Genomic DNA, 12895 nt, shown 5'->3' with positions numbered 1-12895 from the left:
TCAGGCAGCTATGAACGATTGGCCAGTTGCAACCATTTCGCTATTTGAAGGTAGCGCAGGTAGGACAAAACGCCATTACTGACCGGGTTATTTCTGACAGGAAATTCGAGGACTTTGATTTGTTTAACGTTTTTGATGGCGGATGACGTGATCCGTTTGGATTACTACTTTCGGATTAATCCTTTCTTACAGTTGTGAGGTCGGGCTTTGTTGGCAATGCTCTGATGGCAAATGGGAAGTATGTAGCACCTACGTTACACAGTGCCCGCTTCGGCGCACTAAGGAGAAGTCAGATGCTTCTGGATACTGTTCTGAAAGTGTATGTGCCGACTCAGGCGTTCTGCGTGTATCAGACCCGTCAATTAATCAACCGCCGGGACGGGGCTTCGGGCATTGAATACGCCCTGATTGCCGCCATGGTGGCGGTGGTGCTTGCACTGTTTGTCACGCCGCTGTCGGGCGTCGTCAAATCCACGTTTAACAACCTGGTCAAAGGTTTGGGCGGAACAGCAGTGACTTAAGCATGTGCATCCTGCGTAAATCCTGCTCTGGCCCCTTTTACAGGAACGCAACATGACCGCCTTTTCGCCACGCCAACAGCTCCTCCTCGTGGATGACGAGGAGGAGGCTCTTTCTGAGCTGGCCGAACTGCTGGAGGGCGAAGGGTTTTGTTGCCACACCGCCACGTCGGTGAAAGCCGCATTGCACCACTTGACCCGGCATCCGGACATTGCCCTGGTCATTACCGACCTGCGCATGCCGGAAGAAAGCGGCATCTCGCTGATAAAGCGCTTGCGTGAACACACCTCGCGTCAACACCTGCCGGTCATCGTCGTGTCCGGGCATGCCGACATGGATGACGTCAGCGATCTGTTGCGGTTGCAGGTGCTGGACCTGTTTCGCAAACCCATCTATCACGAGCGTTTGCTCGATACCCTGAACGCCCTTTTCCCTCAGCCGACGCTCAAGTTGATCGACGGCTAAGGCCGGTCCGCGTGGCGAACACTCGCGAGGTTGCCCTCGCGAGCCCTGCGGCTAGAGCTGATAACTGAAACTCAAGGTGTAGCGCGGGCGGCGGTTGAAGCTGTCCAGCGCCATGTCGGACATCGGCTTGGCCGCTTCAAGGGCAATGTTGTAGTAACGTTTGTCGCTAAAACGCAGCCCGACCGCCGCCGAAGACATGTCCGAGCCTTTGAATGGCAACTCGTTGAACCAGGTTTTGGCCTTGTCCAGCACCGCGTAGGGCTGCAGCAATTTCACCCACGGCCCTTCGCGGTTGAAGCTGTAGTTGACCTCATACGCCACCCCCCACCCCTTGTCGCCGGACGCCTGATCGTCGGGGTAGCCGCGGCCAAAGTTCTGTCCGCCAAACACCGCTCGCTCACTGTCGGGCAAGCTGTCTGCACTCCAGTAGAGGGCGCCGGACATCACGCCCTGCCAATTCTCGAAAAACGTATCGCTCTGCACGCCGGACAAACGCAGGCGCAAGAAATCCAGGTCGTAGTGATTGCCGGTGAGGTTGGTTTCACTCTTGGCGCCCAGGCCTTTCATGCCTTGATACAGACCCGCGCTGACGATGCGCAGTTGTTTGTTATCGGACTTGCGCCAGTCCCCCTCGAACGCCAGGGCGCGTACGTCTGTTTTCTCGCTGAGGCTGACCGGGAAGCCGACCACGTCGTAGTCGGTGCGGTCATTCACGCCGTACAACCGGGCGCCGACGCTGAGCCATTGGTTGGGGGCGGCGATCAGCGGGTGGCTGACGCCGATGGAGAAACGGTCGTTCTCGCGATGCGGCTTGAGTTCAAACCCGTCACGGGTGGCAATGCTGCTCCCCGGATCGCTGCGATACCGCGCGCCATACAGGCTCAACTGCGTGCCCTCAGCGTTCAGGTACTGGCTGTAGTCGATGCGATAGTAATGTTCTTTGTCGTGGCCGGGCGGGAACAACCCGCTGACGCTCAATTGCTCGGCCATCGCTGTTTGCGAGTTGCTGCTGACCCCGAACAGTGCCTGCGTGCTGTCGCGGCTGCCTTCGGTGAGGCTCATGCTGGTGGTGAACGGTTTGCGGCTGGCATTGATGGTCAGGGTCGAGGCGCCATCCGTGGTGCCGGGCGGCGGCACTTGTGCTTGCAAGGTGACGCCCGGCAGGCGCCCCATCAAGGTCGCGTAGCGGTCGAACGTTTTGCGGGTCAGCGGGCGCTCGCCCTTGAGCTTGTCCACCAGTTCATCGATGAAGCCCTTCACCCGACCGACATCACCCTGCACGGTGTAATCACGGATGTAGCCTTCCACCAGGACCACCCGCACCAGCCCCTGATCAAAATTTTGCGGCGGCAAAAACGCGTACGACAACAAGTAACCATCGGTTTGGTAGCGCTGGGTGATGGTGCGCGTGGCATCGATCAATTGCGCCAGGGTGATCTCATGGCCCAGTAACGATTGATAGGCAGCGCCCAGCTCCTTGAGCGGGTACACGGTGCCACCTTCAATCTGCAATTTGCGGATGGTGAGTCTGGTGCCCATCACCAACGGTGGCGGCTCGACCGCGCCGGGCTTGGGCAATTGCAACGCTGGCTTTTGCGGGCGGTAAGCGTCTACTGGCAGGTTGGGGGTGGGCAGGGTCTGCATCATTTCGTTGCTGTTGAGGTAGCGCGGCAAGGGCTCGGCCATGACGCACGGGGTCAGCACAAAAAATACGAGAGGAACGTAAGTACGCATATGACACTCCATGGTCAACAACAGCGACATAACCAGGTGGGCGCGTCATCTCAGGGCGACGCTACCCGGTGCAAGCCCTAGATCCTTGGCTCAAAAAAAGACGAGAGGTTCATCAGAACCTCTCGTCTCAACCAAGCGTAGGCGCTGTAGGTGAGGCCGTCGAACCGGCCAGGTGCAATTCGTTAGTTTTTCTTGCCCAGATTGCCCAGGCCTCCAAGTACTCCACCCAAGCCGCCCACAGCACCGGTTGTCGCGCCGCCTTGCGCGGTGGTGCCACCGTTCAACAGCCCTCCGACCGCACCCACCGTTGCGCCCACGGTATTGACCGTTTGACCGACTGCGCTCACGACCTGGTTGTTGCTGCCCGCATCCACTTTCACACCCACGCTGCTGACCGCCCCGCCCACTTGATTGAGCAAGCCGCTGACCGGCGCCCCGACACCCGTGGCTGCGCCGACGTTTTGCGTCACGCTGGTCACGGCGCTGGTGACCGGATTAAGCGCCGCGCCCACCGTGGTGGTGACCGCTGCCAACGGGGCGCCCGCGGCGTTGTTCGCCACCCCGGTACCGCCCAGCGCACCGCCAATGGAGGCCACGGTATTGCCGATGGCATTGCCATTGGCACCTGCGGCATCCACCACACCGCTGGTGCTGCCACCGGCCAGACCGGTGCTTACCCCATTGACCACGCCACCCACGGTTTCCAGCAACCCGGCGCCCGCAATTCCCGGCAGGCCGCCTGCCCCGCCACCCGTACCACCGCCCGCTGCGGGTGCCGGATTGACATAGCCGCCGGCCTTGTCCGTAGCCCCGGCAACGCCCGTCAACACCCCGCCCACCAGACCGGTCACAGGGTTGCCATTACCGGTGCCGGCCACCTTGTCACCCAACCCGCCAACCACGCCGCCGACTTTGTTCAGCAGGCCATCCACAGGCGCCCCGAGTCCGGTCGCCGTGCCGACTTTGCCCGTGGTGTTTTCCACCAGTGAAATCACAGGCACCACGACTTTGTCATTCAGGCCACCGGTCACTTTGCTCAATGGCCCGGTGGTGGCGGCGCCGGTGAGGGTGTTGCCGATCATGGTGACCGTTGTGCCCACATTGCCCACCAGACCACCCGTTGCATCCGTGACTTTATTGACCACCCCGCCCACCACGGGGATCTGACTGATCGGCGTGTTATCGATCAACGTGCTGACGCCTGTGCCCAATGACGTGACGCCTTTACCGACATCGCTCACGGCGTTGGTGGCGCCTGCCACGGTGATGCCCAGCGAGTCTTTATTAGTCCCCAGCGAACCCAGGCCATTGGTGACACCCCCGGTGACCGAGGTGACGGCGTTGCCGGTATTGGTCACCAGACCACCTGCCACACCGACCACGGGAACCGTGGCCAACGTCGTGCCCAGATCACTGACGGTCGTGCCGACCCCGCCGAGCGCCGTGCCAACCTGGCCGACCACCTGACCGGTGACCAGCGGAGTCGTACCAGCGCCCGTGCCACCGCCAGTTCCACCGCCGGTTCCGCCGCCTGTACCGCCGCCTGTACCGCCGCCTGTACCGCCACCGGTTCCGCCGCCTGTGCCACCGCCTGTACCGCCACCGGTACCGCCGCCAGTTCCGCCATCTGTACCGCCACCGGTTCCACCGCCTGTACCGCCACCGGTTCCGCCGCCAGTTCCGCCATCTGTACCGCCACCGGTTCCACCGCCTGTGCCACCACCGGTTCCACCGCCTGTACCACCACCGGTTCCACCGCCTGTGCCGCCACCAGTTCCACCACCGGTTCCACCACCAGTTCCACCACCGGTTCCACCGCCTGTGCCGCCATCTGTACCGCCGCCTGTACCGCCATCTGTACCGCCACCGGTGCCACCGCCTGTACCACCGCCAGTACTGCCATCTGTACCGCCATCGCCCCCATCCGTGGTGCTGTCGGGGGTGCTGGCGGCTACATGACTTTTGGACCCGCCGCCACCGCTATGGCAGCCACTGAGGCTGACTGTCATAACCAGCAGTAAGGCAGTACTTGTTTTTAACCACAGTTGAGTATTCATGATTGAGTCCCTTGCACCTGCTTGCCTGAGTTCAAACGTTTCCTGATCTGTCGCCAGCAATACGTTTATCCGTTGCAGACATAACAACCCCAAGGGACGCGTCGGACAATTCTCAACTTGGTATTAACCCCTTATATAGCGGGGGCGCGCCTATACGTTGGGGTTAATCCATTAGGAGGGACAAGGGTTTAAAAAGCGTGAATTATCAACACGCTTGAAAGAGGCACTTCGCACCCGACACCAACGTGATAAACACAATTGATACGGTGTTTTTTCGTCGCTCGTCGCGGGCGAGCAGCGCCAAGGCGCACTGAGCCGATCACTCAACCACGCTGAATTCGACACGCGCGGTGTGCCCACCTTCGTCCAGCACGCTGAGTTCGTAGCGCCCGAGTTGTTCGAGCGAGGTGCTGAGCGCGTCCTGGTGGGCGCTGTCGCCCAGCGGCACGCCATTGAGGAACCACCAGCGTCGGCCATCGCCGCCCAGTGCCGTCAGCGTGAGCCGCAACGCTTGCACGCTCGCCGCGGGCCTGCGCAGGCGGTCACCGTCGCGCACGCCAACGATCGACAGCGGCGTGACCGAATGCAGCGCCGGTGGCGGGCACTCGACCGAGGCTGGCGGCATGCGGGCGTCCCGGCGCTCTGCCCGTGGCAACCAGGGTTCCAGCGGCGCGGGCCACAGGGCCACCTCGCGAGGTTGCGCGCCGGGGCATTGCGGCCCGACGCGCTCGCCTTGCGGGTTGACCCATACCTGCTCGCGCAACCCCACACCCAACGGTTGATCGGCCGCCAGCAAGGTCGGCGGCGTGGTGTGATCCAGCGTCCAGGCAAAACGCTGGCGGCGGCAGTTGGGGTCGCCCTTGCTCAGCGGCTGGCCCAACGGCCAACAGATGGCTGCCACGCCAACATTGCCCGGCACGGCCTGCACCGGGGCAACGATGCCGCGCTGGCTGTCGCGATTACTCAGCACATCGTGCACTTGCAGCATCAGCGGGGCTGCCGACGCCAGCCCGAACTGGCCCGGCACCGGCGTGCCGTCCGGGCGTCCGATCCACACGCCAATCAAATAGCGCGGCCCTACGCCAATCGCCAGCGCATCGCGAAAGCCGTAGCTGGTGCCGGTTTTCCACGCCAGCGCGGGGCGTTGCACTAATTCGGCACGCGGGTCACGGTCCGGGCGTGCCTGGCCACTCAGAATGCGCCGGATGACCCATGCCGAGCCCGGCGACAGCAGGCGCCGTTCGTGCAGTGGATCATCGGGCTGCAAGCGCAACGTGGCACTTTTGCCGTCGCGGGCCAACGCGCTGTAACCACTGACCAGGTCTTCGAGTCGGCTGCCCGCCCCGCCCAGAATCAACGCCAGATTGGGTTCCGCCAAAGCGGGCAGCGTCAGCGGCACGCCGCCGTTGCGCAGGTCCGCCGCAAAGCGTTTCGGCCCATAGGCTTCGAGCAACTGCACCGCTGGCAAGTTGAGGGACAGGGCCAGCGCGGCGCTGGCCGAGACCGGGCCGCTGAAGCCCATGGAGAAGTTGCCCGGCCGGTAATCGCCATAGCGCCGGGGCACGTCTTGCAACAGCGACTCGGAATGAATCAGCCCGGCGTCCATCGCCATCCCGTACAAAAACGGCTTGAGCGTTGAACCCGGCGAGCGCATGGCGCTGATCATGTCCACATGGCCGAAACGCCGCGCGTCGTTGATGTCCACCGACCCCAAGTAAGCACGCACGGCCATGCTGTCGGTTTCGACCACCACAATTGCCGCCGAGGTGTGATCCGGCAAACGCGCACGCCAGCCCAGCAACAGGTCTTCCAGACGTCGTTGCAGGTTGGCGTCCAGCGTGGTGCGTATCAGCGGCGGACTGTGGGGGCGATTCAACCGCCGCGCCAGCAAGGGAGCGAGGCTGGGTTCCAGGCGCGGCGCCAGGAGCAGCGGCTCTTGCAGGGCATCGTCCACGGCGGTGCGCGGCCACACATCGTACTCGGCCAACCGCCGCAAGACTTTGTCCCGCGCCACCTGCGCGCGCGCCGGGTGGCGGTCCGGGCGCAAACGGCTGGGGGCTTGCGGCAACACGGCCAACAGCGCGGCCTCCGAATGCGTGAGGTGTTGCGGGGACTTGCCCAAATACGCCCAACTGGCCGCTGCCACCCCTTGCAAGGTACCCCCGAACGGCGCGCGATTGAGGTACAGGTTCAGGATTTGGTCCTTGGACAAATGCCATTCCAGCTGGGCTGTGCGCCACAGCTGACGCAGTTTGCCGGGCAACGTGCGTTCATGGGGATCGAGCAGCCGCGCCACCTGCATCGACAGCGTGCTGCCGCCCGACAACACACGCCCGCCGCTAAGGTTTTGCCAGGCGGCACGCCCCAGCGCCAGCGGGTTCACGCCGGGGTGACGGAAGAACCAGCGGTCTTCGTAGGTCAGCAAGGCGTCGAGGTAATACGGCGACACTTCCTGCGTGCTCACCGGGTAGCGCCACACGCCATTGGCATCGGCAAAGCGCCACAGCGGGGTGCCGTCTTCGGCCAATACGACACGGGCCAGATCATCCTGGGGCAAGGGCAGCGGCCAGATTTTATCGGCCAGCCACAGCGCGGCACACAGCAGCACTGTGGCGGCGAGTATCCCGCGCAGGCATTTTTTAAGCCGCGATCCCATTAACATCCGCCCGTGACGCAACTTTGCGCCCTGACTGGTTGCCCAAGGGGTATCTCTGGCACAGTGGCCGTCTTCTTAATCGGAACATCCCCATGCACGTCGAAAGTTTTGTAGGAAATCTGGGCCTTTGGTTGGGCACGCTGGTTCGCTGGATCGTCGAAAGCCTGAGCGGCCTGTTCAATGCGATTACCCAGGCTGGCAGTCATTTCATTGATGGCATGGCCCGAGCGCTCGGCATGGACACCTCGATTGTCAGCATTGCGGTGCTGGTGATCGGCCTGCTGTTTTTGTACAACGCGGTGCGCGCCTTCATGCGGGCTTCCATCATCGGTGGCGTGATCTGGCTGTTGCTGGGGTTGTGGGTGTTGAGCTGGGTCATCAGCTGACACGCGGCGAGGCGGCGGGGGGGCCGTCGCTGCCCCCCTCCAGCCTCGCTTCGTGCATCAGCGGCCCTTGATCACCATGTCTGCGGGCGTCTCGCCCACGGCTTGCCAGTTCGGGCGGTACATCGACTCCACTTGCGGTGGCGGCACGCGGTAAGTGCCGGGCGTCACGGCCCGCGCCAGATACAACAGGTGCGTGGTGCCGTAGCCTTCCAGATTCAACGCAGCCACGTAACGGTCATCGCGGTATTCCTGATGCTGGACGCCCGCGTTTTGCATGGACTCGCGCCATTGTTTGACCTGGCTACTGGCGTTCTCAAGGCTGGCCGCGCTTTGACCGAGGTTCTGGTTTTCAAGCTCCAGCCCCGCCGGTAGCAGGTCAACCACCAGCGCGTCCGGCACCCGCTGCTTGGCAGTGACAGCCAGGTGCACCAGCACCAGGTCGCCGCTTTGCAGGTTTTTCAGGTTCAGCGGTTCGCCATTCATGCCCAAGTAATCGCGGCGAATACTCATGTTTTCACCACCGGCAGGCGGCGCGTGCTGTGGATAACCCGAAATCGTCAGCTGTTGGTACACCGGCACGCGGCCTTCATTGCGCAGGCTCAAGGGCGACGCCAGTAACGGCCCTTCCAGCTTGAGACCGGATTGAGCCGGGTTCAGCTCACGGGTCTGGCTGCCACTGACCAGTTGCGCGGTCCACGGTTGTTCAGGCTGGCCCAGCAAGTCCCGGCCCGCGAGGAACAACGCGTTGCGCTCCTGAGTCGACAGCCACTGGCTCGCCGCCAACTGATCCGACAGGGCAAATACTCGGGCTTCACGCTGGCCGCTCATCAGGTTGTTTTCTTCGAGCAGGGCCAGAATCAGCGCCTGATCGCGCAGCGGGCTGCCGTAATCACCCAGCCATTGATCGGCTGCGCGGGTCACGGCCAGACCGGCGACCAGGGCTTGATCGGCACGAGGCTGGTCGCCCATTTTCTGCAAGGCAATCGACAGCTGCACCAGCGGCAAACCGGAGCGCGCATCGCTGCGGCGTTCGAACAGGCTGCGCAAGGCACCCAACGGCGCCTGCTGACTGCGGGCCAGCACCATGGCGGCGTAGGCTTGTACGGCAAACCGGGTGTGATCGAGGTTATCGCTGTAGTCCGACTCGACCAGGTTGCGCTCCTGGGTGTAGCGCAGCAGTCGTTCACTGGCTTTCTTCAGCGCATCAGGCGGCACGGCATAACCTTGATCGCGAGCGCGCAGCAAGAAGTCAGTGATATAGACACTCAGCCAGTACTCTTCCTGACCGTCTGCGCCCCACAGGCCAAAGCTGCCGTTGTAGCGCTGCATGCCCAGCAGGCGCTCGATGCCCAGCTCAATTTTGCGCTTGCGGTCGGCATCCGGCTCGCCTTCCAGGCCAAGCCGCTTGAGCAACGCCGCGTCGGCATACAACGCCGGGTACAGACCGCTGGTGGTCTGTTCGGAACACCCGTACGGATACGCCTTGAGCGCACGGATCTGCTCGCCCAGGTTCAACGGCGGACGGCTCGACAGGCTGAGCAAGGCTTCACGCCCCGCCGGTTCGAAGGCCTGCAGCTCGCCCTCTGGCAACGTCCATGGCTGATCGTTGAGCACGGCGCGGTAGTGCTTGAGCAACGCCGGGTAGGCCGGACGTACCCCCAGCGTCCATTCCCGGGTAAAGGGCGCCAGCGTCTCGCCGGGCAGATTCAGGCCTTTGACGGTGACGGTCAGCTTGCCGGTGCCGTAGCCACCCAGCGCTTTGACTGGCACCTGCAAGGTGCTGCGCTGGCCGGGGCTGAGGGTGAGTGTTTGGCTGCTGAGGCCCGACAGGTTCAGTTGGCCTTCGGCGTTCAAGTGGACTTCAAGGGTTTGCGGCGTGGCCGTGAGGTTGGACAGGTCCAGCGCCAGCCGGGTCTCATCGCCCCCCGCCATGAAGCGCGGCGCGGCCAGCTCGGCCACCAGCGGCGCGGCGACCACGGTTTTGGCTTGCGCCATGCCGTAGCGGTCGTCGGTCCAGGCTTGGGCCATCACGCGCAACTCGCCATTGAAGTCGGGGATGTCGAGGCTGACTTCACCCTCGCCCTGTTCGTTGAGGGTCACCGGGGCGCTTTGCAGGGCAACGATGGTGACACTGGTGGCCGGGCGCTTGCCGCCCTTGGCCAGCCCTGCGTCACCGCCAAAGGCCAGGCTGGCCAAACGGCCTTGCCCGGCTTCAATCAGTTGCCCATAAATGTCCAATTGGTCAGCGCCATAAGCCTTGCGACCGAACAGGCTGGCGTAAGGGTCGGGCGTCGGGAAATCGGTGATGTTCAACACCCCAACATCCACGGCCGCCAGCAGGACATGCACGTCCTTGGGCACGCTGCCGTCGGCGTTTTTAGCCTGCACCTTGACCTTCAGCGGCTGCTTGGGGCGCATGGTCTGCGGGGCATCCAGGGTCAGCGCCAGTTTGCGCTGCGTGCGGTCCAGCGGCAGGTGCAGCACACCCACGGCCCGTTTTGGCGTGATGTTGGCTTTGCGCTCGCCGGGACGAATCACCAGCGCGCTGACGTACAGGTCGTGGCGTGCCCAGCGCGGGTCCAGTTTGACGGCAAAGGTCTTGCCCTCGGCCGGGACGTCAATTTCTTCCCACCACAGCGGCCCGTCGCTGCCTTCGACCAGCAAATACCCTTTGCCGGCCGCCGGTGGCGTGACCGTGACGCTGGCTGTTTCGCCCTCGGCGTAGGCCGCTTTATCCAGCGCCAGCTTGACCTGATCGGGACGCACGGCGCCGCCTTCGGCATTGTCCTGCGCCTGATAACCCGCCCAGAAGCGCAGGCTGCTGATCAAACCGGTTTTCGGGTCTTGAACTTCAACCCGATACGGGCCCCACTCCACCGGGAAGCTGACCTTGGCCGTGCCGCCTGCCTTGAGGCTCACGGTTTGTTCGCCGAGGTTCAAAAACTTCTCGTTGTAGTGGTAGCTCCAGCCGTCGTTGTCCGAGTAGTTCCAGTAGTAGTCCCGACGCTCGCGCACCAGCCGCACGTTGACGTTATCAGCCGCCAGCTTGTTGCCTGCGTCATCGGCAATCAGCACCTCGAATTCGGCCGGGCCGTCGCCATCGGTTTGCGTACCGTCGAACAGGCCGCGCAGCCCCGGCAGTCGCTCGGCAGGCCACACCGGTTGCACCAGTCGACGGGTAATCGGCCGACCGCCGGACTCTTGCAGGCTGGCCTGCACAATCAGTTGCAGCGGCGATTTGGCGTCGCTCCATTTGCTCTCCAGATGCAGGGTGTCTTCGCCTTGGGCGTTGAGCACGCTTTCATCCAGTTCAAAGTCCTGGGTCAGTTCTTCTTCGGTCACCGAACCGAACTGATACCCCGGCAATGCGCTCACCGCCTCACGCAAGGGACGCACATACACCTGACCGCTCAAGCGGTTCCCGGCCGCGGGGGCACCATACAAGTAGCGACCGTTCACGTGGATGTCGGCGGTTTGATCGGGACGCAGCGGCGTATCGCTGCCCTTGAGTTCCAGCGCCAGACGCTCGGGCAGGAAGTCTTCCACCAAAAATTCATAGAGCTGTGGCTTGCCGTCCCCCAGGTCGAACACCAGTTGCCAGCGCCCGGTGGGGGCTTCGCCCGCCAGTTGCAGCGGGTATTGATAGAAGCCGGCAGCATCGGGCTCCCACACGAACTTGCGGCTGACCTGCTCGTCCGGGCGACGGACTTCCACGCTGACCGGCTGCGGCTTGACCGGATGGCCATCACGGTCGCGCAGCAAGGCGTTGAGCAACACGGTTTCGCCGGGACGGTACAGATCACGCGGTCCAAATACGAAGAATTGCAACGGATGCGCCTGCGGCCCGCCGATGTCGAACTCGGCCAGGTCCAGCGCCGCGGTATTCAAACGCAACAGGCTGGTCTGATCGCCCTGTCGCGCCAACAGCACCTCGGCCTTGGGCGGCAGGGCCAGTTCGGCATGGCCGTCTTTGTCGGTCGTGCCCTGGGCAAGCATTTTGCCCTTGCCGTCGAGCAGTTCCAGCGCCACGTCGCCCAGCGCATTGCCACCTTCGAGCGCCTGCGTGAACACGTCCAGGCGTTTCTGATAGCGGTGTACCGAAAGGCCAATGTCACTGAGGGTGAACAGCGTGGCCGGGGTTGAATAGTTGTACGTGCCGGAGGCTTTCATGACCGCCAGGTACACGCCCGGCTGCTGCAAGGGCTTGATGCCGGAGGTTGGCAGGATCACCGTTTCACGCGTGTTGCGGGCCGGGTTCAGGTCAAACCGGGCACCGTAGACCAGATCGGCCATGCCCAGCAGGTCTTTGGCTTCATAGCTTTGCAGGCTGCTGTTGCGGCCCCACTGGCTGAGGAATGCAGGCAAGGACTGAGGTTTGACGCGGAAAAACTCCACATCGACTTTATCGACGTTGAGCGCGATAACGGGCAAGCCTTCAGCCAGTCGCGTCGGCAACAGCGTGCCGCGGCTGGCAAACCCGACGGTGGGTTGCAGGTCACGGGTTTCAAGGCGGCTGACGTACTCGGCGGCCAGTTCTGCATCGTTGACCGCGCGCAGGCCGGGGTCGACGGTGAGGATCAGTTTGCGCTGCGGCTCAAGGTGACGCAGGCGCAGCTCCATCAGGTTGTCAGAAAGCTCCCAGGCGCCATCGACCTTGCCGGAGGTGGCATCCACCAGATGCAGTTTTTCGCCAAAGGGCTGATCCGGGTCCAGCGGCACGGAAAAACTCACCGACAAGGTACTGGCGCCGTCCACTTGCACTTCCGAGACATCCACCACACTCAACTCGCGCCCGGCGTAGCGTTCAGCGAGGACTTTGACATCGGTCACAGGCTTGGCCGCTTGCGTGCCAACCACCGTCGACGGCGCAGGGGGGTTGCCGGGAGAGGAAGCATCACACGCACTCAGCAGTGCCAGTGCGCAGGCCAGGAACAGTCCTTTGTTAAGCATGGTGTACTCGTTGGCTAGGCAATGAAGGGCACGACTATATAACAAATCCCCCCGGCCCCTCACCCCGGCCGTCTCAAGGAGCAAAGGGGCTGAAGGAAGGCCGCTTCGGCTACAATGCCGCTCCCTCA

7 protein-coding genes are annotated in these 12895 nt (G+C 63.1%); 3 read left to right on the top strand and 4 right to left on the bottom strand.

The annotated features are described in order from the left end of the window. The first annotated feature begins 293 nt into the window (after window positions 1-293). Window positions 294-521, top strand: a complete 228-nt coding sequence (locus tag V6F78_RS12105; protein ID WP_047291916.1) for a Flp family type IVb pilin — start codon at window positions 294-296, stop codon at window positions 519-521. Between the two features lie 52 nt (window positions 522-573). Then, window positions 574-984: a response regulator gene (locus V6F78_RS12100; RefSeq protein WP_047273229.1), complete on the top strand. Its 411-nt coding sequence runs from the start codon at window positions 574-576 to the stop codon at window positions 982-984. A gap of 51 nt (window positions 985-1035) precedes the next feature. On the opposite strand, the gene V6F78_RS12095 is transcribed toward V6F78_RS12100, so the two are convergent. The 3 genes from V6F78_RS12095 to pbpC all read right to left on the bottom strand — a co-directional run bounded on the left by V6F78_RS12095 (window position 1036) and on the right by pbpC (window position 7431). Next, on the bottom strand, window positions 1036-2718 hold the full coding sequence (locus tag V6F78_RS12095) for a ShlB/FhaC/HecB family hemolysin secretion/activation protein (RefSeq protein WP_314398819.1): 1683 nt from the start codon (window positions 2716-2718) through the stop codon (window positions 1036-1038). A 182-nt stretch (window positions 2719-2900) separates the two neighbouring features. Beyond that, entirely contained in the window at window positions 2901-4775 is a 1875-nt protein-coding gene (locus V6F78_RS12090) for a collagen-like triple helix repeat-containing protein (protein ID WP_052959362.1), read from the bottom strand. A gap of 319 nt (window positions 4776-5094) precedes the next feature. After that, on the bottom strand, window positions 5095-7431 hold the full coding sequence (gene pbpC, locus V6F78_RS12085) for a peptidoglycan glycosyltransferase PbpC (RefSeq protein ID WP_169839978.1): 2337 nt from the start codon (window positions 7429-7431) through the stop codon (window positions 5095-5097). 92 nt (window positions 7432-7523) lie between these two features. Between pbpC and V6F78_RS12080 the strand changes: the two genes are divergently transcribed. Then, on the top strand, window positions 7524-7817 hold the full coding sequence (locus tag V6F78_RS12080; protein WP_047273226.1) for a hypothetical protein: 294 nt from the start codon (window positions 7524-7526) through the stop codon (window positions 7815-7817). A gap of 57 nt (window positions 7818-7874) precedes the next feature. Here V6F78_RS12080 and V6F78_RS12075 read toward each other — a convergent pair whose 3' ends face one another. Beyond that, the gene (locus V6F78_RS12075) at window positions 7875-12767 is read right to left on the bottom strand and encodes an alpha-2-macroglobulin family protein (RefSeq protein ID WP_332727324.1); all 4893 of its coding nucleotides are present in this window, start codon (window positions 12765-12767) and stop codon (window positions 7875-7877) included. Window positions 12768-12895 lie beyond the last annotated feature (128 nt).

Origin of the sequence: Pseudomonas sp. ESBL9 (assembly GCF_036668715.1) — a bacterium.
Classification (GTDB): domain Bacteria; phylum Pseudomonadota; class Gammaproteobacteria; order Pseudomonadales; family Pseudomonadaceae; genus Aquipseudomonas; species Aquipseudomonas lundensis.
The sequence above is the reverse complement of the archived record's forward strand: the minus strand, read 5'-3'. Positions and strand labels throughout refer to the sequence as shown.